Genomic DNA, 22,153 nt, shown 5'->3' with positions numbered 1-22,153 from the left:
CGCCGACGCTCTTCGGCGAGAAGGCCGAAGCGGTGCTGAGCAGTGTCGACTCGATCCTGATTCTGGCGTGTGGCACGAGCTATTACTCGGGCCTGACGGCCAAGTACTGGCTCGAATCGCTGGCGCAGATTCCGACGCAAGTGGAAGTGGCGAGCGAGTATCGCTATCGCGACAGCGTGCCGAATCCGAAGACGCTGGTGGTGACGATTTCGCAGTCGGGCGAGACGGCCGACACGATGGCGGCGCTGCAACATGCGCAGTCGCTGGGCATGACGAACACGCTGGCGATCTGCAATGTGGGCACGAGTGCGATGGTGCGTCAGACGGCGCTGCACTACCTGACGCGCGCGGGGACCGAGATCGGCGTGGCGTCGACGAAGGCGTTCACCACGCAGTTGACGGCACTGTTCCTGCTGACGCTGACGATCGCGAAGCTGCGCGGGCGGTTGACGGCGGCTCAGGAAGCGGACTATCTGACGCAGTTGCGACACTTGCCGGCGGCGCTACATAGCGTGCTGGCGTTGGAGCCGCAGATCATCGCGTGGGCGGAGGACTTTGCGCGTCGCGAGAATGCGCTGTTCCTCGGGCGCGGGCTGCATTACCCGATCGCGTTGGAAGGCGCGCTCAAGCTCAAGGAAATCTCGTACATTCACGCCGAGGCGTATCCGGCGGGCGAACTCAAACATGGTCCGCTGGCGCTGGTGACGGAAGAGATGCCGGTGGTAACGGTCGCGCCGCGCGATGCGCTGGTCGAGAAGCTGAAGTCGAACATGCAGGAAGTGCGTGCGCGTGGCGGCCAGTTGTATGTTTTTGCCGACGCGGACACGCAGATCGCGAACGCCGACGGCATCCACGTGATTCGCATGCCGGAGCACTACGGCCAGCTGTCGCCGATTCTGCACGTCGTGCCGCTGCAATTGCTCGCGTATCACACCGCCTGCGCGCGCGGCACCGATGTCGACAAGCCGCGGAATCTGGCCAAGTCGGTGACGGTGGAGTGAGGCTGGGGGCTGGCGTACAGTCGCCCGGTCCTGACACGCTTCCTCCATGCGGAGGGAGCGTCGTTCCGGGCCAGGTAGTCCTGGCATCAATCCGCCCATAGCGCGGCGCGATGGATTCATCTCGGCCAGAATACGTAAATTCTCGGCCATCGACTGGCAAGCGCGGTTCACGGCAACTACACTGTAATGTCATCGGGACTACAGGTCGCGGCCATGAAAGTTGCAGTGCTCACCTTTCCAAACGTGCAGATGCTCGACCTTGTCGGGCCGGTGGAAGTCTTTCACGAAGCGGCGCGGCAGGCCGGCGCGCCTTCGACCTATCAGTTTGAAATTGTCTCCACGACGTCGGGCGTTTTGCTGGCGTCGAACGGAATGACGATCACCCCCGATACGACGCTGGACACGAGCAGCGTGGATATCGATACGTTGTTGATTGCCGGCAGTCCATCGATGCAACTGCTGGAGGACGATGCAGCGATCCGTCAATGGATATTGCGTTACGCAAAGACGGCGCGTCGTATCGGATCGGTATGTTCGGGTGCTCTCTTGCTTGCGCGCGCAGGCTTGCTCGACGGTCGTAAGGCAACCACACACTGGAACTACACGGCACGCCTGAGCCGCCTTTATCCGAAGGTGGATGTTCAGCCGGACCAAATCTTCGTCAGGGACAACGGCATCTATACGTCGGCGGGCGTAACGGCGGGCCTGGACCTCGCATTGGCGCTCGTGGAAGAAGACCTGGGGCGAGCGGTCGCCATGAAAGTCGCGCGTCAGTTCGTCATGTTTCTCAAGCGCCCCGGTGGGCAGTCGCAGTTCAGCGCGTATCTGACCGCACAGGCGTCGGAGAAGAGCGCCATCCGGGATGTGCAGGAATGGGTGCTTCAGAATCTGTCGCAGTCGCTATCGGTCGAAGCGCTTGCGGAGCGTGCCGGAATGAGTGCGCGAAATTTCGCGCGCATCTTCAAACAGGAATGTGGCACGACCCCCGCATCGTTCGTCGAGGACGCCCGCATCGATGCGGCACGCAGACTGCTCGAGGAAACCCAACACCCCTTGAAGAAAGTAGCGAGTCTGACGGGTTTTGCCGATCCTAATGGACTGCGGCGCGCTTTCCTGCGCAAGCTCAGTGTCTCCCCGGTGGACTATCGGCGACGCTTTCGCATGGCCGCTTAGCGGCACACGACTGACGCGCCGCCCCGCCTCTTGGTGCCGTGCCAGTCGGCACGGCCTACCGATATCGCTTGGCGCGACGCTAAGCAATCGCGCCGGCCGTAATGCGCAAGCCGACGACGCCGGACAGAATGAGTGCGATGCATACCACGCGCGCCACCGACGCCGATTCGCCGAGGAAGATCATGCCGATGACGGCCGTGCCGGCTGCGCCAATCCCTGTCCAAACTGCATAGGCCGTGCCGACCGGAAGCGATCTGAGCGACGTGTTCAACAACCAGATGCTGCCAAGTCCTGTGATGGCGGCATAAACGCTTGGCCAGAGCCGGCTGAACCCCGCCGACCATTTCATCCCGAAGGCGAAAGCAATTTCCAGAAGTCCAGCGACACTGAGCACGATCCAAGACATAGCGAATTACCGATGTAGCGTAGGGGCGATAATAATGAAAACGCCCTCCGGGCAGAGGGCGCCATAGCAGAGCCGGCAATTTCAGCCGACCAGAAGTCGATGCGTGAACAAGCGGTGCAACGTGCGCAGGAAGAGCACGAGAATGGCAGCGCTCAGGAAGGCCAGAATAAGGCCGGCCAGCCCCTTGAGCACCCAGGTATCCGAGTAGGCCGCGTACTTGATGGCCGCATTGGACAGCGCGGCGATCGGGAAGCTGATGGCCCACCACGAGGCAGCGAAGGGAATCGACCGGCGGAAGACCTTGAACGAGAGCGAGATGAACAGGAACAGGCCGAAGTAAAAGAGCAGGCCGGCAAACATGTCCACATGGTGGGTGACGTTCACGTACGCCAGGAAGCCCACCTCGAACGGTGCAATCATGATGATCAGCGACGGCACCATGCCGGCCGGCAGCGGTTCATGATGCACCACGCGCGAGAAGATCATCGTGAAGAACACGAGCGCCATCATCGTGCCGATGGCAATCGCGAACATGTTGAGCTCGTGCGCCCACGCCATCGGCATCGTGCCCCCGGCCACGGCGATATCGAGTGTGGCAACGCCGGGAATCAACCAGGCCGGCGCCGCGTGGGCCGGATCCTCCTGGCCGCGGAACAGCCGACCCGCGATAACGAAGGCCAGACCGATCGTCAGAATGGATCCGAGGGTCCAGACGACTTCGCCGAGCACTGCGCTGTAGAAGCCGACGACGGACGAGAGCAGCAGCACAGCAATCGTGATGGTGCCGAAGAAGTTGCCCGCGACGGGATGATTGAATTCCGCTTTGACGACCGCGGGATACCGCGCCCACTTGACGGCGTAACCGATTGCCAGGACCAGGAACGTGAGGATGGCGATGAGGCCAATCCCCTCCGCGATCTCCACATCGGCGCCGAAGAGCTGATGGGCGCCACGCCACGCAAGCGACAGTCCGGAAATACCCATGACTGACGCAAACAAATTGACGGGAAGGTGCTTTACCGAACTACGCGGCTGAACATATTGCGTAGTGGTGGTGGCATGACTCATGATTTCCTCACTGACGTTCGGTCGTGCGCCGGCGCCGCAATGGCAACCCGGCTCGCTGGAGCGAAGCGTCGCTCGCGCCGTGAGGAAATTATGGGATGCGGTGCGCAAGACCGAAAGTGACGTAATGCGGCAATTCCTGCCAACGTTGTGGCAAACATTGCCACCTGCGGGGAAAGGCGCGCCAGCTATGTGTCAGAGGCGCGTCGCGCGCGCAAGCCGGGGCCTTCGCAAATCGGGATGGCGACCTGCATGAATCGGCACTTCAGGATCGCGTGAGCGTTCGGTACATTGCCGGGACCAGGAGCGCTGCATGACCGAACTTCACATTCCAGGCCGCATTCTCTTCCTCGGCGAAGACCCCGACGCGATCGATGCCCAGCTTCAAGGGCGTGCATTGAATCTTGCACAGGCGGGGTCGCTGCGCAACGATGTGTCGACCGACGAGATCACGCCGATTCCGGTGCTGACGTATTACGACGACCGTCTGGGACGCTATCCCTACGTTGGCCTGAAGGCCGGCGAGCGGACACCGATCGGCACGGACAGCGTGAAGCACGGCGGGTTCAGCGTGACAGTCGCTGGCAAACGCTACGGGAAAGGCTCATCGCGCGAGCACAGTCCGGTCGCGGAACGTCGTGCGGGCATCGTCCTGGTCATCGCGGAGAGCTTCGAGCGCATCTATCGACAGAACGCCGACAACGTCGGCTTGTTCACGTCGACGGACTTCGGACTCATCGACCGAATCCAGCGGGGTGAGGCGATCGACATCGAGGAGCTGGTGGCGCCGCGTGACACACTCGCTGCCGCGATTCTGAGGCACGGTGGCCTGCTCAAGTACGGTCAGTCGCGCATGCGCGACGTTCGTCCTTACGCCATGGCGAATACGTCGCCCCGGCCGCAGACCCTCGCGGAGAAGATCCTGTTACGTCATCGCGTCGTGACCGACGATGTCGATGGCGGTCTGCCACCGGGCGCCGGCGGCTTCGTGAAGGCGGACTGGCGCTTTATCCATGAGTACTACACGGGCATGTGCACGCACATGCTGCATGCGGCATTCGGACGACCGACCGTGCTCCACGAGCCGCAGTCGATCATCGCCTTCGAAGATCACCTCTCGTATTCGAATCGTAGCCCGGTGCACAGCCAGAACGGGTTGATGACCGGCGTGTACCACTTGTCCAGCGCGCATCGCGACTTCGTCCGCGAGTACGGCATTCGCCATCATGGCTACCTCGGCGACGCCGACGTGGGCCATGGGAAAGGGTCCGAAGGTATCTCGCATGCCGTTATGGCCGAGCGCTACGCATTGCCGGGTCAGGTCGTGGTCGGCACGGACTCCCACACACCGCATAGCGGTGCGGTGGGGTGCGTGGCGTTCGGCGTGGGAACGACTGACATGGCCAACAGCATGGTCACCGGTGCGGTGCGCTTGACGGTGCCCGAGTCGCTGCACATCGATCTCGTGGGTCGGATTCCCGCGGGCGTGACGGCAAAGGACATCGTGCTCGAACTGCTCGCGGCGCCCCGCATCAAGGCAGGCGCGGGCGTGGGCAGGATCTTCGAGTTCACGGGAGAGGCGATCAAGCAGTTGTCGACGGACGAGCGTGCTACGTTGACGAACATGACCGCCGAACTGGGCGGATTCACAGGCATCGTTGCGCCAGACGAGGAAACGGTTCGATTCCTGCGCGAACGCCGAGGCGTGACGTTCGTCATCGAAGACTGGATGCACAGTGATGAGGGCGCGGTCTATGCGGACGTCATTCGCATCGATTGCCGCGCGGTCGTCCCGATGGTGGCGCGGCCGGGCGATCCCGGAAACGGCGTGCCGATCACCGATGTCACCGAAGGGCCGATTCGCTTCGATATTGCCTATGGGGGATCCTGCACCGCCGGCAAGCGTGAAGACTTCGACTATTACCATGCGGTCCTGTCATGGGCGGCGGAGCGCGGACTGAAGGTGCCCTCGCATGTGAAGTTGTATCTGCAGTTCGGGACCGTTGCCGTTCGGGACTACTGCGAGCATCGTGGCTACCTGAAAGCGTTCGAGCAGGTGGGGGCGGAATTGTTGCAGCCCGCATGCGGCGCGTGTGCGAACTGTGGCCCGGGGGCGTCGACGCACGCCGAGCAGGTGACGATCAGTGCCATCAATCGGAACTTCCCAGGGCGCTCCGGACCCGGCAAGGTTTGGCTGGCCAGTCCGCCGACGGTCGCCGCGAGCGCCATCGCCGGTGAGTTGGTGTCGTTTGAGGAATTGCAGCGACGGTTCGGTGATCGCTTGCCGGACGCGCAGTCCCCATCGACGTCGCCGAGAGCGCTCCCGTCGTCCCCGTGTGCCTGAGCAATCCCCGCCCCTTGCGAAGGCTTGAGGGGGGGGAGCGACGCGAGAAACGTGTAGAAATAAGTGGCGCCAATATACTGGGGTGGAGTATATTGGCGCACCCACACTATGCACCTTCTCCGACATGGCCGACTTCGCCAACCTACTTCAGCAGGGTAACGCGTGGCTTTTCATCCCCAGCGCAATCTTGCTCGGGGCGCTCCACGGACTGGAGCCTGGACATTCCAAGACGATGATGGCCGCGTTCATCGTGGCGATTCGCGGCACGATTGGACAAGCGGTGTTGCTCGGCCTGTCCGCGACGGTGTCGCACACGGCGGTCGTTTGGGGCGTGGCGTTAGGCGGCTTGTATCTCGGCCGGAATTGGGACGCGCAAGCGACCGAGCCGTACTTTCAGATCGCCTCGGCGGTGCTGATCGTCGCCGTCGCCTGCTGGATGGTCTGGCGCACCTGGCGCGACCAACATCACCACGACCACCACCACGGTCATGACCACAGCCACGACCACGAACATGATGAGACGCGCGTCATCGATACGGGGCACGGTCTGGTCCGTCTGGCGATCTTCGAGGAGGGCGTGCCTCCGCGCTTTCGTTTATCCCGCCAAGGACATCACGGCCAGGATTGGGCGGCGGAGAACGTACGACTCGAGACCGAGCGTCCGGGAGGTGCCAAGCAGACGTTCACGTTTGTGCCGCGTGACGGGTATCTCGAATCTGTCGAAGAGATTCCGGAGCCTCACGCGTTCACGGCGCGCCTGCTGCTGGAGCATGGCTTCCATCGTCATGGCTACGATGTCGAGTTCACGGAGCACGATCATTCGCATGGCGGCCTGGACGTGGCTTCGGATGACTACCAGGACGCCCACGAGCGGGCGCACGCCGACGATATCAAACGCCGCTTCGCGAATCGGGACGTCACGACCGGGCAGATCGTGATGTTCGGTCTGACGGGCGGACTGGTGCCATGCCCGGCGTCGATTACGGTGCTGCTGCTTTGCCTTCAACTCAAAAAGTTCGCCCTGGGGGCGGGACTGGTGCTGTGCTTCAGCATTGGACTGGCGCTCACCATGGTGGCCTCCGGCACGCTCGCCGCGCTTAGCGTCAAACACGTGTCCAGACGGTGGAGCGGCTTCGGCGAGTTCGCACGCAAGGCGCCCTATTTCTCCAGCGCCCTGATCGTAATGGTCGGCTTGTATGTGGGCTACCAGGGGTATCTCGGCTTGGCGACAGCGACTCACTGACACACCGTGTATCGGCGATCGGCGGACACCGTGCCCGCCCGAATCCCCTTCTTCCCCATTCCTCCGAGCAGCACATTGCGCGAATGCCGAGCCGGTCGACGTTTCTTATGGCCGCGGCCCACAGCATCGTAGTTCGTCATGATGTTCGTCATTTCGGCAGTTAAATCATGAATTTCGACGAAATGACGCTACATTTCATCCGGCACTCTCCCTAGAATGGATGTGGCGGTGCTTGCACAAACGTCGAAGCCGTCGATTCGGCGCGATGCTGGCCAGCCCTGCCGTTCGACGTTTCCATTCGAGGGGAAGACCATGAAGAAGATCGCCTTGCTTGGCGCGGGACACATCGGCCAGACCATTGCGCGCTTGTTGCACGATAGCGGCGACTACCGGGTCACGGTTTTCGACCGCAACGCGCAGGCGGCTGCCGTGGTGCGCAACCATGCCCACACGTTCGTCGAACTGACGGGATGCGATACCGGCTCGCTGCAACGGGCCATCTCGGGCCATGATGCCGTCGTCAATGCGCTGCCCTACACCATGGCCACGAGCGCCGCTACGGCCGCCGTCGCAGCAGGGTGCCACTACTTCGATCTGACCGAGGACGTGGCCGCGACGCACGCGATCCAGCAATTGGCCGAGGGCGCGTCGACCGTGCTGATGCCGCAATGCGGCCTGGCCCCCGGATTCATCGCCATCGCGGCCCATCATCTCGCGGCCACCTTCGAACAGGTCGACTCCGTGAAGATGCGTGTCGGGGCGTTACCGGCATTTCCTACCAACTCGCTCAAGTACAACCTGACGTGGAGCGTCGACGGGCTCATCAACGAGTACTGCCAGCCGTGCGAAGCGATTCGCGACGGGGTCAGACTGAGCGTTCAGCCGCTGGAGGATCTGGAGCACTTTTCGCTGGATGGCGTGGAGTACGAAGCGTTCAACACGTCGGGCGGATTGGGCACGCTATGCGAGACGCTCAGCGGACGCGTGCGCGATCTCGATTACAAGTCCGTGCGCTATCCGGGCCACGGCGCGTTGATGAAGGTACTGCTCAACGAACTGCGCCTCAAGGACGATCAGGAAACGATCAAGACGATCCTCAAGCGTGCGGTGCCCAGCACCCTGCAGGACGTGGTGCTGATCTTCGTGGTCGTGAGCGGCCTTCGCCGCGGCGTGCTGACGCAGGAAGTCTTCGCGCGGAAAATCTTCGCCGAGCGCAACAACGGCCACAGCGCCAGCGCGATCCAGATCACGACGGCGTCGGCCATCTGCGCGGCGGTCGATATGTTCTTCGGCGGGCAGTTGCCTCAGCGCGGTTTCGTGCGTCAGGAACAGATTGCCCTGGCAAATTTCCTGGCGAACCGGTTCGGCCAGGTCTACGCACACTCGACGCATATCGAATCCCTCTCCTGACGCCAGAGAGGGATCGCCTCAAAAAAAGCACGACGACCCGGCAAGCGGCTTACCCACCACTGGCGCCGGGCCGTCGTCGAGGAAAAGCGTCAGAAGCGATGCTGGATGCCGGCCGTGACGCCGACCTGCGTGTCGGCCGCACCGGTCAGGTCACGCGACAGGCTCACGTTCTGACCATGTTTGGCGAACGCGTAACCGCCAGACAGGTACAGCGCCGTGCGCTTGGACATCGCGTACTGCGCGCGCAGCGAGATCAGCGTCGGATCTGCGTCGCTCGCGTCCTTGATGTTCTGATGATAGATCGCGCCGTACAACGTGAATGCCGGCGTGAAGTCATAGGACCCGCCCAGCCAGTACATGTCGCTGCGCAGCGACGCAGTGCCCGCCGTCACAAACGTCTTCTTGTAGTTCCGGTAGCCCGCCATCACTTTCGCATGGCCAAAGCGATAGCTCGCCCCGGCATGAATTCCCTGGATGTAGTCGGTCGTGTCGGCCGGCGCGACGCTGCTGCCCGCGCCGTTCTGCCGGTCGTACGTGGCGACGAGCGCAAGCGGGCCGTTCTCGTAGCCGACAGCGAAGTCGTACTTCGATGAGGTCTTCGTACTGCCTGCCACATTGCCGAAGCCATACAACGCGCCGAGCTTGAACCCGTTGAACTCACCGTCGTAACGCACGGCGTTGGCCGAGCGTGAGAACAGTCCATCCTTGCGTGCGCCGGTGGCCGTGGCGCTGGTCGCCCACGAGTAGTTCGGCGCGTAGCCCATCGGATCGAACTGAAGCATGTAGTCGTACGTCGTCGTGAATGTACGACCGAGCGTGACCTGGCCCCATTGTTTGTGCTTGAGCCCAACCACCGCACGACGATCGAAGATCGCGCCGGGGCCGTCGTCGAACTGGCCGTTGACGATGCTGATGCCGCTCTCGAGCTGGAAGATGGCCTTGAGGTCGCCGCCAAGGTCTTCGCTGCCCTTGAAACCGAAGCGCGACGTATTCTTGCCGCCGGAAACGGCGCGTGCCGCGCCACCGGCGTCGCTGGCGTGATTCACATATTCCACCCCGGCGTCCATGATCCCGTAGATCGTCACGTTCGATGCCGCGTGCGTCAGGCCGGCATTGAGCATGCCGACAGCGCTCAATGCGGCCAGACCGATACTGCTTATTTTCATGGGTGTCTCCTCTCTTCTGTTTCTCGTGGTGTTGCGCGGGAGAGCGCCCGCGCGTCGCGTGAAAAGCAGGGGGCGCGCTGACGCGGCGGCGCGCCCGTGTCAGGCTTGCGCCTGCGCGAAGGCCCAACAATCGTTCGCCGGAAATTCCACCCAGTGATGGCCTGGCTCGCGTGCCATCTGGCCGAACGCCCGGAAGCGCAGCGATCCGCAATGGAACAGGTACTCCCAGCGGTCGCCGAGATACATCGACGTGACGAGCTGTGCGCTCATGCGGTTTTGGCCCGGGCCGTCGGCCACCTGCACGCGCTCCAGGCGAATGACAGCCTGCGCGTCCTGTCCCGGTGCGAGCGTGTCGCGCGCCCGGGCTTGCAGGGCGAAGCCATCGCCCGCGAGCGTGACGAGATCGCCGTCGACGGCGCTCACCGTCGCATCGATCCGGTTGTTGCTGCCCATGAATTCGGCCGTGTACAGCGAGCGCGGCGCGCCGTAGAGTTCGGCAGGCGAGCCTTCCTGCTCGATGCGTCCGTTGCGCAGCAGCAGGATCCGATCCGACATCGCCATGGCCTCTGTCTGATCGTGCGTAACGCACAGCGCCGACAAGCCGAGCGAGACGATCAGCTCGCGCAGCCACGCGCGCGCTTCTTCGCGCAACTTGGCGTCGAGGTTCGAGAGCGGTTCGTCGAGCAGAATGACGGGCGGGTTGTAGACCAGCGCACGCGCAATGGCCACGCGCTGCTGCTGTCCGCCCGAGAGCTGGAACGGAAAGCGCGCCGCCAGATGACCGAGGCCAAGCTGGTCGAGTGCGTTCTGCACGCGCTCGCGCCGCTCCGCCGCACCGACCTTACGCAGCTTCAGACCATAGCCAACGTTGTCCGCGACGGTGCGATGCGGCCACAGCGCGTACGACTGGAACACCAGGCCGAGCGAGCGTTGCTCGACAGGGCAGTCGATGCCCTGTGCGCCGTCGAAGAAGACCTGATCGTCGAGCGCGATGCGGCCTTGCGACGGCTGTTCGAGCCCCGCCACCGCGCGCAGCAACGTGGTCTTGCCGCTACCCGACGCGCCGAGCAGACACACGACTTCACCCGCTTTGAGTTCGAACGACACGCCCTTGAGGATCGGGTTGGCGCCGTAGCTCAGAAAGAGGTTGTCAACGATGAGCTTATCCATGCAATTTGACTCCGAAGCGCAACGCCACGCCCAGTCCGGCGCCGACCATCGCAATGTTGATGACAGAGAGCGCGGCGACCTGATCGACCGCGCCGGTCGCCCACAGCGACACGAGCAGCGAGCCGATGACTTCCGTGCCAGGCGAGAGCAAATAGACGGCGGTCGAATACTCGCGCTCGAAGATCATGAAGATGAGCAGCCACGCGGCGAGCAGACCGAAGCGCACGAGCGGCAGGGTGACGTCGAGGCTCACGCGGCTGCGCGTGGCGCCGACACTTCGTCCGGCCTCTTCCAGCTCCGGGCCGACCTGGAGCAGCGCGCTCTGGATGAGGCGCATGCCGTACGCGAGCCACACGACCGTATAGGCTACCCAGATGCTCCACATCGAATTCTTGAGTTCGCGCAGTCCGGGCACGAACAGAAAGATCCACAGGAAGGCCAGACCGGCGAGCAGGCCAGGCACGGCGCGAGGCAGCAGCACGAGATAGTCGAGCAGCTTCGTGGCCCAGTCGTTGCGCCGGTGGCCGGCGAATGCCACGAGCGAGTAGAAGCCCACCGCGATGGCGCCGCCGATCACGCCGATGCCCAGCGTGTTGAGAATGGCGCGCACGAGATTGTCTTGCTCGAAGAGCTCGGTGAAGTTTGCGAGCGTGAGCACGTCGCTCAGGACCACGCCTTCACCCCAATGCGTGACGAACGAGCGCAGCACGATGCCCGAGATCGGCACGAAGACCGTCACCAGCAGCCAGGCACCGACGATCGCCAGCGCGACCCAACGCCACACGCCCAGCGGCAGCGCGGTCTGACGCCCCGCCTTGCCCTTGACGGTCACGTACTTGTTCGCGCGCTTGAGCAGGCGACGTTGCAGCAGCACGAGCGGAAAGGTGATCGCGACGATGCACATCGCCACCGCCGCCATCAGGTGATATGACGGCACACCGAGCTTGTTGGTGAGCTTGTACAGGTATGTCGCCAGCACGAGGTGACCTTCAGGATCGCCCAGGACGAGCGGCAGACCGAAGACCTCGAAGCCGAGGAAGAACACGAGCACGCCAGCGAAGAGCAGGGCGGGCAGGGTCATCGGCAGGCTGACGTCGAGCGCCCCCCGGAACGGGCGTGCACCTGCCACGCGGGCCGCCTCTTCCACGTCGGAGCCGAGATTGCGGAGTGCGGCCGACGAATAGAGGTAGACGTGCGGCACATGCGTGAGGCCGACGATCACGGTGATCGCGAAGATCGAGTAGATCGACCAGGGCGCGTCGAGACCGGTGAGTTCGCGGAACCACACGGCGTAGAAGCCGACGGGGCCGGCGGCCACGACGTAGCCGAAGGCGAGCACCATCGGCGAGACGAACACCGGCGTGAGCAGCAGCGGTTCGAGCCAGCGACGCCCCGGCAAATCGGTGCGCACCATGAGGAAGGCGAGAATGCCGCCGAGCGGGATCGAAATGAACAGCATCCCGAACGCGATGATGAACGAGTTCTTCACCGCCGACCAGAAGTCGGGGTCGGCAAAGACGAAGCGATAGCCGTCGATACCGAACGTGCGGTTGGCATCGAAGAACGGGGCCGAGAGCAGGCTCTGCACGACGATGAACGACAGCGGCAGCATCACGGCAACGGTGAGCACGGCGATGACCAGCCAGCGCGACGTGGCCGCGAGTGCACGCCAGGGTGTAGTGCCGTGAGGTGTCGCCCCGGCAGGGGGACGACCGGCGGGCACCGCAGAGCGGTCAGCGGTAGAAGATGACAGCATGAGGGTCTCCCTGCACCCCGCGGGGCGCATATCGAGAAAGGCTTGGGGAGAGGCAGGCCGCCGATGCGGCCGCCGGACTTAAGGGTGTTGCCGGTGACGCGATGATCGCGGGGCGGGGGCGACCCGTCGTGTCACGTCAGCCATGAAGCGCGTGCGACACGCATGCCGCTCAGCGCTTGATGGACTGCTGCCAGCGCTTGAGGAATTCAAGACGCTTGGACTGATCGAGGTAGACCAGCAGGCCCGCACCGATCGGGATCGGCTTGAGCGCCGAGCCGAGTTGTTGCGTGAGGTTCGCCATCGACGTCTCGCCGTCGACGTCCGCTCGAATCGAGAACAGGTTGGCCTGATTGGCGAGCAGGGTCTGGCCACGCTTCGAGAGCAGATAGTCGACCCAGAGCCTGGCCGCGTTCGAATGCCTGGCCTTCTTCGAAATCATGACGAGACGGCTCACCACCTGCGTGTAGTCGCGCGGATAAACGTAGCCGATGGACGGGTCCTTCTTCGCCTTGGCAAACGCGTAGGAGCCGAGGATGTTGTAGCCGATCAGGTTCTCGCCCGACGAGATGCGCTCCATCATCGCGCCGGTGCTCGATTGCAGCTTCGGGTTGAGCGCGCCGAAAGCGGCCACGAGTTCCCATGTCACCTCCGGGTTCACGCGGGCGTCCTGCGTCAGGTAGTTGAAGCCCACGCCCGACTTTTCGATATCGTAGGTGGTGACCTTGCCCTTGAACTTGGCCGGGTTCGCGTGCAGCAGCTTGATCAGTTCCATGCGCGTCTGCGGTACCTCGTTCGCCGGCAACAAACGCTTGTTGTAGACGATGGCGAGCGGCTCGTACGTTGTGCCGTAGGCCTGCTTCTGATACTGCGCCCATTGTGGAATGTGAGTGGATTCGGGCGATTCGTAGCTCGCCGTCATGCCGTCGTTCACGAGCTTGACCTGAAGGTCCATCGCGGAACTCCAGAGCACGTCGGCGCTGGTACTGTCGGCCGCGCTCTCGCTGATGTAGCGGTTGTACAGCTCGGTGCTGTTCATGTCGTTGTATTCGACCTTCACACCGTACAGCGACTCGAAGTCCTTGATGAGCGGACGCACGAGCGCCGTATCCGTCACCGAGTACACGATGAGCTTGCCTTCCTTCCTGGCCGCGTCGACCGTGGCCTGATAGTTCGCCGGATAGCCGGCGGGCACCTGCGCATGGGCTGCGGGCATAGCGGCTGCGAAGAGCGCTGCGGTCGCGACCATCGCGCCAAGCGATTGCTGTTGCTTCATGTCATCCTCCGGAAGACCCCTTGAATGGGTTTGTCGTTTTCGTGTGGCGCATGGTAATTTGCCGAAACTTTCAATTCGCTTTCGATTTCGTATCGAAGCGGGCCCAAGCCCCCTTTTTTGGGTCATGGATTTCCCTAGGTCTCATGCGCATCCTGCTTGTCGAAGACAATCCGAGTCTGGCCAAATCGCTCTCCGAGGCGTTGACGCAGGCGCACTTCGCCGTCGATTGCATGCACGACGGCGAGGCTGCCGACCACGTGTTGCGCACGCAGGAGTATTCGCTCGTGATTCTCGATCTGGGGCTGCCGCGTCTGGACGGCCTGGAAATTCTGCGACGACTGCGCGCGCGCCGTAACCGCGTGCCCGTGCTGATTCTTACGGCGCATGGCTCGCTCGAAGATCGCGTGAAGGGCCTCAACCTTGGGGCCGACGATTATCTTTCAAAACCGTTCGAACTCGATGAGCTGGAAGCACGCGCTCGTGCGCTGATCCGTCGTGCCCAGCATCACGAAAGCGCCGATGTGGCGTGCGGGCCGCTGGTATTCGATGGCGTTGAGCGCAGCTTCCGTCTCGGCGGCGAACTGCTGGCGCTCACCAAGCGCGAGCGGGCCGTGCTCGAAGTGCTGATCGTGCGTGGCGGACGTGCGATCAACAAGGAAGCGCTCTCGGAGAAGCTCTTCGGCATCGATGAATCCGTGAATCCAGACGCCATCGAAATCTACGTCTACCGCTTGAGAAAGAAGCTCGAAGGCAGCGGCGTGGCGATCGTCACGCTGCGCGGACTGGGCTATCTGCTCGAAGTGAAGTCGGACGCGGCACCGCCTGCCGCATGATCCGCACGTCTGACGTCGCCCTCCATGTCGCAACCTAACCTTCGCCGTCAACTGGCGCTCTGGCTATTATTCCCGCTGCTTGGGTTGCTCGCGCTCGATACCTGGCTGACCTATCAGCGCGCGATGAGCGCGGCCAATTCGGCGTTCGACCGGTCGCTGGAGTTTTCGATCAAGTCGATTCGCGAGGGCACACAACTGATCGACGGAGAAGTGCAGGTCAATCTGCCGTATCTCGCGCTGGAGATGTTCGAATCGGATCGCGGCGGCAAGATTTATTACGTGATTCGTGAAGCGGGCGGCCGCGCGGTGACGGGCTATCACGATCTGCCGATGCCTCCCGGACGACTCGTGCCCGGGCCATATCACGCCGTGTTCTACGACGCCACGTATCGCGGCGAGACGCTGCGCATGGGGGCACTGCAACTGCCCGTGCATGACGTGCCGAACGCGCAGACGCGTGTTGTGTGGATCGTCGTGGGTGAGACGACGGAGTCTCGCCACGAACTGGCGCGTCAGATTCTTACGGGCGCGCTGCAGCAGGAGGTGCTGCTCGTTGTGTTGGCGCTTGCCATCGTCTGGCTGGGCGTGACGCGTGGGCTGCGGCCGCTGAATCGGCTGTCCGCCAAGGTGGCGGCGCGCGATGAAGACGACACGACGCCGCTCGACAATGTCGATCTGCCGACCGAGGTCAAGCCGCTCGTCGAATCCATCAATCAGTATGTGGGCCGCGTGGGCCGCATGCAGGCCTCGCGGCAACGGTTCTTCGCCGACGCGGCGCACCAGTTGAAAACCCCGCTCGCCATCATTCAGGCAGAGTCCGAACTCACGCTCAGGGAATCGCTCAGTGCCGGGGCGCGTGAGCGTGTGGAGCGACTCAACCATGCGGTGAAGCAGGCCGCGAAGAGCGTTCGGCAACTGCTGTCGCTGTCGCGTCTGGAGGCGGAAGGCGGCCCGCCGGTGGCGATGGTGTCGCTACGGCTGGACGATTTGGCGCGCAGCGTGGCCCTCGACTGGTCGCCGGTGGCGCGCTCGCGCGGGATCGATCTGGGTTTTGAGCATGACGGGCCGGTGCCCGTGGTGGCGCAGCGCGAGTTGCTGTCCGAGTTGTGCGGCAATCTCATCGATAACGCCATTCGTTATGCCGGCGACGGTGCTGTCATTACGGTGCGCACCTGGTGTGATGGCGATGTGCCGGTGCTGCAAGTCATCGACAACGGCCCCGGCATTCCCGAGTGCGAGCGTGAGGCGGTGTTCGAGCGTTTCTATCGCCGCGAGCACGATGGGTCGGCCCCGCAAGCGGTCCAGACGGCGGATGGTTCCGGGCTGGGACTTGCCATCGTCAGGGAAATCGTTCGAATGCATCGTGCCGATGTGTCGCTCGGCGATGCGCCCGGTGGCGGACTCGAGGTGACGGTGCGATTCCCAGCCAGTGACGGCGCTCACTCACGCCTGGAAGGAAATTCCTGATTTCGTCATATTTTGGGAAGAGATTTGCCTGAAACGTCCGGTCAACGGGGGATTTCGCAAGCCTTTTCTCGTTTGTGGCGCGTACGATCGATGCACTTTTTATCCGAGGCCGATCATGCGCGAGAGAGAACCGCTCCATTACTTCGATTACGCGGCCACGACGCCGGCGGATGCCGCCGTAATTGCCGCAATGGCCGATTGTCTCGGCGTGGACGGTGTCTTCGGTAACCCAGCCTCCAGTTCGCATGCGGCGGGCGTGAGTGCGCGCCGTCTGGTGGAGCGCTCGCGGGCCCAGGTGGCGGCACTCATTGGTGCCGAGGCGGCCGAGATCGTGTGGACGTCCGGCGCGACCGAATCGAACAATCTCGCACTCAAAGGCTATGCGGAACGCGGGCAGTCGCGCGCACATTTCGTGACGAGCGCGCTCGAACACAAGGCGATTCTCGACACGATGGCGTGTCTGGCATCGCGCGGCGCATCCGTCACGTATCTGACGCCGTCGGCCACCGGCGAGATCACCGCCGATGCCGTGGCGGCGGCACTGCGGCCCGACACCGGACTGGTGTCGGTCATGCTCGTCAATAACGAACTCGGCACGCTGACCGACGTGGCGGCCGTCGCGAAGGTGGTGCATGCGGCTGGGGCGTTGCTGCATGTCGATGCGGCGCAGGCGCTTGGCAAGACCCCCATCGACGTCAAGACGATGGGCATCGACCTGATGTCGATGTCGGCGCACAAGGTCTACGGCCCCAAGGGCATCGGTGCCCTATACGTGCGCCAGGATGTCATGACGCGCATCGCCCCGCAGATGCATGGCGGCGGTCACGAGCGAGGCCTGCGCTCCGGCACGCTGGCGACGCATCAGATCGTCGGCATGGGCACCGCATGCGAACTCGCCATGCAGGCCATGACGACCGACAACGCGCGCATCGCGCAACTGAGTCGCCGCCTGCTCGATGGTGTGCTGGGACTCGGTGACATTGTGCACAACGCCGCGACGGCGCAGCGTATCCCTCATACGTTGAGCTTGACGGTGCGACATCCGGGTTTTGCTACGTTCATGCTCAACGGCAAGCTGGCCGTGTCGTCGACGTCGGCCTGCAACTCGGCGTCGGGGCAGCCGTCTCACGTGCTGAGTGCTATTGGTCTCGACAACGACGCCGCGAGCCGCACGGTGCGTGTGAGCCTCGGGCGCTTTACGACCGAAGCGTCGGTCGATTTCGTGACAGCGTGCTTCGAGCGTGTCGTCGGTCAGTGCCGGGCGTTGGCGGCCTGAGGGCGGGGTATCGAACACGCGTTGGCGCGGCCGAACCCGTCGGCGATTCAATACGACCGTGTCGGCTGCGGCCGGTCGCGATACCAGGCAGCGTCCCAGTCGTCATCGCGCAGGTAAGGCTTGGCGTCGAGTTTGGCGATGCGCGAAAGGATCCGACGCGCCGTCGGCGTCGCGCGCAGCAAAGCACGGGTGGTGTCGTCGAGATGGGCGATGATGTTCGCCACCGTGGCGCCGGCTTCGCCGATCGCCCGCTCGGGATCGTAGCTGCCCATCAAGTGCAGGAAATCGGTCGCTCGCTCGCCAAAGACTGCGGTGAAGATTTCCGGCGTTTCGAACAGCATCACCAACAGTGTCGGTGAGACGACCTCGATTTCGAACTGCTGCTTCGGTGCCGACAACATCAACCTTTCCTCCGCATACACCTCCAGATCGCTGATCAGCACGGGATTCGTCGTGTGGGCGTCGCGGATGAGCAGCGCCTGAAGGGGGTGTGTAGCGAGGACGTTCCTGGCGGTTGCCGGCGCATCACTGAGCGGCGACGGGAAAAAGAAGTGCGACGACGCGGAAATTTCGGGGGGCAGCCACGCGTTCAGAAAGTTCACGCTGTCCTGTGAGGGACAAATGATGTTCCGCATTTCCATCTGACTGTCTCCTTGGGTCGAACATTTCGTGAGGTGCTTGCCTTCCTCGACGCAGATTCGGAATTTGCGCTGCAGGGTCTGCGTGAAGTTTCGTCGATGGACACAGCGATCGATATCGTCGCCGGTCCAGCAAAGGATGGTCGCCGGTTTGGTGAAATTGACCCGTTGTTCCGCCGCTTCGGTGCATTCGCCGCTGGCGAACAGGCACCCGATCAGCGCGGCGGGACGGCGCGTCAGCTTCGCCTGGAGCGTTGCAATCGGGTCGGCGCCGATGCGCCGTTTGGTTCGACTGGAGGGGGCCGAATAGTCCTTGCATTCGACCATGGCCGCGATGCCCGCGGCGTAGATCACGCCGTCGATCTGCTCGAGGATCTTCTCATCGACGAACTTGACCGTATACGGCCACCTCACCGTCGCGCCGCCCAGCTCGAACCCCTTCAGTACGAGATATTCCAGCGCCTTGCCCGCGTCCCATCCAGGCGTGGCGCAGCGCTGGATGTCGCGCCACAACCCGGTGACGTCGTCCCAGTCGTACCCCCTGACGCGTTCGATGTATTCGCTGTCCGCTGCCATACCCGCTCTCCGTGAACCGGACACCGATTCTAGCGATGCGAGCGGCGGCGAAACGTCAATGCGCCGATCCGGTTCGGCATTTCGGCGCAGCGAATGTCACGCATTGTGAGGGCTCGTGCTTCCTGATAGCATGTCGGCTGCTTCACGGAGATGGCATACCTCCGGCGTTCGTTGCGCAAACCGCCCCTCCCCGGGGCTGATGATGCCTGCAAGATCCTGGCGTGCCGGGAGGTTGCGGGCTATGCGCGCGAGCGTTTCTCTCATTCTCGGTAGTGTTCAGGCAATTTGTCGACGGCGTCGCTCGTCCCCCCTGTTGGACATCATGAAGATGTTTCAAGACTCCCCCTTGCGCGACTTGTTCGGCGTGCTGCCGCGCGCGGCACGCGCCAGTTCGCTCGCGGCGCTCGTCGGCATCATGGCCGGAAGTGCATCGGCCCTGTTTCTTGTCGCGCTGGATCTCGCGACCGAGACGCGTCTGGCTCACCCGTGGCTGCTCGGGCTGCTGCCCATCGCCGGCTTCGCGGTGGGCTGGCTCTATCTGCGGCTCGGCGCGAGCGTCGAAGCCGGCAACAATCTGCTGATCGACGAGATTCACGATCCGCGGCGTGTCGTGCCGTTGCGCATGGCGCCGCTGGTGCTGTTCGGCACGGTTGTCACGCATCTGGTCGGTGGGTCCGCCGGGCGCGAGGGCACGGCCGTGCAGATGGGCGGCGCACTGGCCGATCAGCTCACGCATGTCTTCCGTCTGTCCGGTGAGCAGCGTCGTCTGCTGCTGATGTCGGGCATCGCCGCAGGCTTCGCCTCGGTTTTCGGCACGCCGCTCGCTGGCGCCGTGTTCGGCCTGGAGGTGCTCGCCATCGGACGCCTGCGCTACGACGCCCTGTTGCCGTGCCTCGTCGCGGCGCTCGTGGGCGACGCGGTTACGCGCGCCTGGGGCGTGCATCACACCGTGTACACGATTGCGCCTGGCGCGTTCGCCGCGTCGATGTCGATCACCGGGGCGCTCAGTGCCGCCGCCGCTGGGGTGTTGTGCGGACTCGCGGGGATGGCGTTCGCCCAGGCGACGCACGCCACGTCGGCCTTCATGAAGCGGCGTATCGCCTACGCTCCGCTGCGTCCATTCGCCGGCGGGCTGGTAGTCGCAGTGGCGGCCACAGTGCTGGGCACGCCGCAGTACCTCGGGTTGGGCATCCCGACCATCGTCGATGCGTTTCATACGTCGTTGCCGTGGTACGACTTTCTTGGCAAGGCGGTCTTCACCGTCGTCACGCTCGGCTCGGGCTTCAAGGGCGGCGAAGTCACGCCGCTGTTCTATATCGGCGCGACGCTGGGCAACGCCTTATCGCATGTGTTGACGTTGCCGGCGGCGGTGCTCGCAGGCGTCGGTTTTGTCGCCGTGTTCGCGGGTGCGGCCAACACGCCCATCGCCTCGACGTTGATGGCCATCGAGATTTTCGGCCCGCAGATCGGGGGCTATGCCGCGATTGCGTGCGTGCTGGCGTACCTGTGTTCGGGGCATACAGGCATCTATCGCGCGCAACGCGTCGGGTCTGGCAAGCACGGAGCCGTACCGGAAGGCGCGCGACTCGGCGACCTGCCCGCATGGCGCAAGACGCTCAAGGCTGGCGCCCGGCCAACCGACGACGCGCACCGCCCCTAAACGATGCCGTGCGCAAGCGTCGTGAGCGTGCGCGCGAACGCCGACGCGTTCTTCATCCCCTGATCTTCGTGGTTCGTATTGAAGAGGACGTGCGTGTCGTCGACGTTCGCGGCCAGTCGCTGGACGCGCGCCGAGATGTCGATCAACTCGCTCGCGCTGTACTCGTAGACGAAGCGTCCCGAGGAGGCGGCGATGCCTCGTCGGTTCCAGGCGGCGGCGTTGCGGCCATGAAGACGGACGACGCACAGGTCGTCGCGCGTCGTCGCCCAGACCGCAGGCACCGTGTTGTCGAATCCGTCGGGGCTGTCGACGATGGTGTGCGCCGCCCCCGTCTCGCGCAGCATGGCCAGCGTGGCGGCTTCGCGCGAGGGCGTGTCGAACCAGCTACGGTGACGAAATTCCACGGCGTGCCGTTCGCCATCGAGCCGTCGCGCGGTCTCGAAGACCAGGGCCCGCCCGGCGCGGTCGTTCTGCACCCGCGGGGAGAACTGGAAGTGAATGGCCGCCAGTTGCCCGCACTGACGCAACGGCTCGATGGCTTCGAGATAGCGTCGCCAGAGTTCGTCGCGAAGTTCCGCGGGGAGGTCGTGCGGCGCGAGCGATCCAAGCGACGCAAGCGGGCCCTCTGGCCCTGCGTTTGCGTCGTCCCCCGCACCCAGCGCCTGCGCGATATCGCGCGGCAGTGCCGCGCGCGGCGTCGTATGGCCGGTGAACGCCCGAAATGCCTTGATGTGAAAGCGAAACGACGGGGGCGTGCGTTGCGTCCAGCGCCATGCCATGGCGGCGTCGGGTAGCCGGTAGTAGCTGCTGTCGACCTCGACCAGATCGAACTGCGACGCGTAATGGCGCAGCCGCGCCTCGGGCGTATCGACGCCCGGCGGGTAGAAGCGTCCGCACGCAATGAGCGTCGGATCGGTCCAGGACGATGTGCCGGTACGAATCGTCATGAGGTAGGTGAGTGGGCCGTCAGACGGGCGACAGCCGGAATTCGTCTCAATTTCCGAAGGGACTCGATGGGCGTCGAAGCCATCGTTATAATGTATAAATATACAGTACTCGATGAGCGTACTTGCGGGCCACGGCCCGTCTTTTCGTGGCGCTCCCAGATCTCGCATGTCCGAACAGCCGACCGCCCCCGCCCGCGATCCGTGGGCCGAACTCAACGACCGCCAGCGCGAAGCCGTCGACTATGGTGTCGGTGACGATGGCGCGCCCGGCGGGCCATTGCTCGTCATCGCCGGCGCGGGCTCGGGCAAGACCAGCACGCTTGCGCATCGCGTCGCCAACCTCATCGTTCGCGGGGCCGACCCCAACCGTATCTTGTTGCTCACTTTCTCGCGTCGCGCCGCCGGCGAAATGGAGCGACGCGTGGGCGCGGTGCTGCAAAAGGTGCTGGGGCTGGCGTCGTCGCAACCGCCGTCGCTACCGTGGGCCGGCACATTTCACGCCATTGGCGCTCGCATTCTGCGCGATGTGGCAACGCGCATCGGCCTGTCGGAAGCGTTCACCATCCACGACCGCAGCGATGCCGAGGATTTGCTGGGCCTTGCGCGCCACGACCTCGGCTTTTCCGCGACGCAGTCGCGCTTCCCGCTCAAGGGCACATGCCTCTCGATCTATTCGCGCGTGGTGAACAGTCAGGCACCGCTTGCGGAAGTGCTCGCGAAGCACTTCCCGTGGTGCGCGCAATGGGAGG

General features: G+C 63.7%; 17 protein-coding genes, 1 pseudogene and 1 riboswitch. Of the genes and pseudogenes, 10 read left to right on the top strand and 8 right to left on the bottom strand.

Annotation, left to right across the window (positions count from 1 at the left end):
* Together glmS and A985_RS0123045 are read left to right on the top strand one after the other, a co-directional pair.
* A partial coding sequence (gene glmS / locus A985_RS29610; RefSeq protein WP_232424720.1) for a glutamine--fructose-6-phosphate transaminase (isomerizing) occupies positions 1–1,001 on the top strand: 1,001 nt, incomplete at its 5' end.
* 213 nt (positions 1,002–1,214) lie between these two features.
* Positions 1,215–2,174, top strand: a complete 960-nt coding sequence (locus A985_RS0123045) for a GlxA family transcriptional regulator (protein WP_026132322.1) — start codon at positions 1,215–1,217, stop codon at positions 2,172–2,174.
* A 79-nt stretch (positions 2,175–2,253) separates the two neighbouring features.
* Here the strand turns inward: A985_RS0123045 and A985_RS0123040 are convergent, their stop codons facing one another.
* Together A985_RS0123040 and A985_RS0123035 are read right to left on the bottom strand one after the other, a co-directional pair.
* The gene (locus tag A985_RS0123040; protein WP_017235738.1) at positions 2,254–2,580 is read right to left on the bottom strand and encodes a multidrug efflux SMR transporter; all 327 of its coding nucleotides are present in this window, start codon (positions 2,578–2,580) and stop codon (positions 2,254–2,256) included.
* An 81-nt stretch (positions 2,581–2,661) separates the two neighbouring features.
* Positions 2,662–3,648, bottom strand: coding sequence for an SLAC1 anion channel family protein (locus A985_RS0123035; protein WP_083902414.1), 987 nt, complete (start codon positions 3,646–3,648; stop codon positions 2,662–2,664).
* Positions 3,649–3,958: 310 nt separating this feature from the next.
* Between A985_RS0123035 and A985_RS0123030 the strand changes: the two genes are divergently transcribed.
* The 3 genes from A985_RS0123030 to A985_RS0123015 all read left to right on the top strand — a co-directional run bounded on the left by A985_RS0123030 (position 3,959) and on the right by A985_RS0123015 (position 8,642).
* Positions 3,959–5,989, top strand: a complete 2,031-nt coding sequence (locus tag A985_RS0123030; RefSeq protein ID WP_017235736.1) for an aconitase family protein — start codon at positions 3,959–3,961, stop codon at positions 5,987–5,989.
* Positions 5,990–6,113: 124 nt separating this feature from the next.
* On the top strand, positions 6,114–7,232 hold the full coding sequence (locus A985_RS0123025; protein WP_017235735.1) for a nickel/cobalt efflux protein RcnA: 1,119 nt from the start codon (positions 6,114–6,116) through the stop codon (positions 7,230–7,232).
* A 312-nt stretch (positions 7,233–7,544) separates the two neighbouring features.
* The gene (locus tag A985_RS0123015) at positions 7,545–8,642 is read left to right on the top strand and encodes a saccharopine dehydrogenase family protein (RefSeq protein ID WP_026132320.1); all 1,098 of its coding nucleotides are present in this window, start codon (positions 7,545–7,547) and stop codon (positions 8,640–8,642) included.
* Positions 8,643–8,731: 89 nt separating this feature from the next.
* On the opposite strand, the gene A985_RS0123010 is transcribed toward A985_RS0123015, so the two are convergent.
* From A985_RS0123010 to A985_RS0122995, 4 genes are all read right to left on the bottom strand, one after another.
* Positions 8,732–9,808, bottom strand: coding sequence for a porin (locus tag A985_RS0123010; RefSeq protein ID WP_017235732.1), 1,077 nt, complete (start codon positions 9,806–9,808; stop codon positions 8,732–8,734).
* A gap of 99 nt (positions 9,809–9,907) precedes the next feature.
* A complete protein-coding gene (locus A985_RS0123005) occupies positions 9,908–10,978 on the bottom strand; it encodes an ABC transporter ATP-binding protein (RefSeq protein ID WP_017235731.1) in 1,071 nt (356 codons plus the stop codon).
* Positions 10,971–12,734: an iron ABC transporter permease gene (locus tag A985_RS0123000; RefSeq protein ID WP_017235730.1), complete on the bottom strand. Its 1,764-nt coding sequence runs from the start codon at positions 12,732–12,734 to the stop codon at positions 10,971–10,973. The genes A985_RS0123005 and A985_RS0123000 overlap by 8 nt, the downstream gene beginning before the upstream one ends.
* 169 nt (positions 12,735–12,903) lie before the next feature.
* Positions 12,904–13,980, bottom strand: coding sequence for an ABC transporter substrate-binding protein (locus A985_RS0122995; RefSeq protein WP_369751624.1), 1,077 nt, complete (start codon positions 13,978–13,980; stop codon positions 12,904–12,906).
* Positions 13,981–14,150: 170 nt separating this feature from the next.
* Here A985_RS0122995 and A985_RS0122990 point away from each other — a divergent pair, with 170 nt between their 5' ends.
* From A985_RS0122990 to A985_RS0122980, 3 genes and pseudogenes are all read left to right on the top strand, one after another.
* A complete protein-coding gene (locus tag A985_RS0122990) occupies positions 14,151–14,840 on the top strand; it encodes a response regulator (protein WP_017235728.1) in 690 nt (229 codons plus the stop codon).
* A 24-nt stretch (positions 14,841–14,864) separates the two neighbouring features.
* Complete coding sequence (locus A985_RS0122985; RefSeq protein ID WP_017235727.1) at positions 14,865–16,307, top strand: sensor histidine kinase; 1,443 nt, start codon at positions 14,865–14,867, stop codon at positions 16,305–16,307.
* A 115-nt stretch (positions 16,308–16,422) separates the two neighbouring features.
* A pseudogene (locus tag A985_RS0122980) lies at positions 16,423–17,580 on the top strand (cysteine desulfurase family protein); the annotation flags it as partial.
* Between the two features lie 50 nt (positions 17,581–17,630).
* On the opposite strand, the gene A985_RS27265 reads toward A985_RS0122980, so the two are convergent.
* Positions 17,631–18,797 carry a hypothetical protein gene (locus A985_RS27265; RefSeq protein WP_017235725.1) on the bottom strand — a complete coding sequence of 389 codons (1,167 nt, stop codon included), beginning with the start codon at positions 18,795–18,797 and terminating at the stop codon, positions 17,631–17,633.
* A 137-nt stretch (positions 18,798–18,934) separates the two neighbouring features.
* A riboswitch (Fluoride riboswitch) is annotated at positions 18,935–19,013 on the top strand.
* 106 nt (positions 19,014–19,119) lie between these two features.
* Here A985_RS27265 and A985_RS0122970 point away from each other — a divergent pair.
* The gene (locus A985_RS0122970) at positions 19,120–20,457 is read left to right on the top strand and encodes a voltage-gated chloride channel family protein (RefSeq protein WP_039830765.1); all 1,338 of its coding nucleotides are present in this window, start codon (positions 19,120–19,122) and stop codon (positions 20,455–20,457) included.
* Here the strand turns inward: A985_RS0122970 and A985_RS26760 are convergent.
* Complete coding sequence (locus A985_RS26760) at positions 20,454–21,404, bottom strand: DUF72 domain-containing protein (protein WP_017235723.1); 951 nt, start codon at positions 21,402–21,404, stop codon at positions 20,454–20,456. The two genes, A985_RS0122970 and A985_RS26760, sit on opposite strands and share 4 nt — an antisense overlap.
* 166 nt (positions 21,405–21,570) lie before the next feature.
* Here A985_RS26760 and A985_RS28795 point away from each other — a divergent pair.
* The coding region (locus A985_RS28795; RefSeq protein ID WP_198288745.1) for a UvrD-helicase domain-containing protein at positions 21,571–22,153 on the top strand (583 nt) is incomplete at its 3' end.

This window comes from Pandoraea sp. B-6 (genome assembly GCF_000282835.1).
In the GTDB taxonomy this organism is placed as follows: Bacteria; Pseudomonadota; Gammaproteobacteria; order Burkholderiales; family Burkholderiaceae; genus Pandoraea; species Pandoraea cepalis.
The sequence above is the reverse complement of the archived record's forward strand: the minus strand, read 5'-3'. Positions and strand labels throughout refer to the sequence as shown.

Bases quoted from the DNA above. Each gene is read 5' to 3' on its own strand.
- A985_RS0123045 (WP_026132322.1), top strand. From the start codon at position 1,215: ATGAAAGTTGCAGTGCTCACCTTTCCAAACGTGCAGATGCTCGACCTT.
- A985_RS0123040 (WP_017235738.1), bottom strand. From the start codon at position 2,580: ATGTCTTGGATCGTGCTCAGTGTCGCTGGACTTCTGGAAATTGCTTTC.
- A985_RS0123035 (WP_083902414.1), bottom strand. From the start codon at position 3,648: ATGAGTCATGCCACCACCACTACGCAATATGTTCAGCCGCGTAGTTCG.
- A985_RS0123030 (WP_017235736.1), top strand. From the start codon at position 3,959: ATGACCGAACTTCACATTCCAGGCCGCATTCTCTTCCTCGGCGAAGAC.
- A985_RS0123025 (WP_017235735.1), top strand. From the start codon at position 6,114: ATGGCCGACTTCGCCAACCTACTTCAGCAGGGTAACGCGTGGCTTTTC.
- A985_RS0123015 (WP_026132320.1), top strand. From the start codon at position 7,545: ATGAAGAAGATCGCCTTGCTTGGCGCGGGACACATCGGCCAGACCATT.
- A985_RS0123010 (WP_017235732.1), bottom strand. From the start codon at position 9,808: ATGAAAATAAGCAGTATCGGTCTGGCCGCATTGAGCGCTGTCGGCATG.
- A985_RS0123005 (WP_017235731.1), bottom strand. From the start codon at position 10,978: ATGGATAAGCTCATCGTTGACAACCTCTTTCTGAGCTACGGCGCCAAC.
- A985_RS0123000 (WP_017235730.1), bottom strand. From the start codon at position 12,734: ATGCTGTCATCTTCTACCGCTGACCGCTCTGCGGTGCCCGCCGGTCGT.
- A985_RS0122995 (WP_369751624.1), bottom strand. From the start codon at position 13,980: ATGGTCGCGACCGCAGCGCTCTTCGCAGCCGCTATGCCCGCAGCCCAT.
- A985_RS0122990 (WP_017235728.1), top strand. From the start codon at position 14,151: ATGCGCATCCTGCTTGTCGAAGACAATCCGAGTCTGGCCAAATCGCTC.
- A985_RS0122985 (WP_017235727.1), top strand. From the start codon at position 14,865: ATGTCGCAACCTAACCTTCGCCGTCAACTGGCGCTCTGGCTATTATTC.
- A985_RS27265 (WP_017235725.1), bottom strand. From the start codon at position 18,797: ATGGCAGCGGACAGCGAATACATCGAACGCGTCAGGGGGTACGACTGG.
- A985_RS0122970 (WP_039830765.1), top strand. From the start codon at position 19,120: ATGAAGATGTTTCAAGACTCCCCCTTGCGCGACTTGTTCGGCGTGCTG.
- A985_RS26760 (WP_017235723.1), bottom strand. From the start codon at position 21,404: ATGACGATTCGTACCGGCACATCGTCCTGGACCGATCCGACGCTCATT.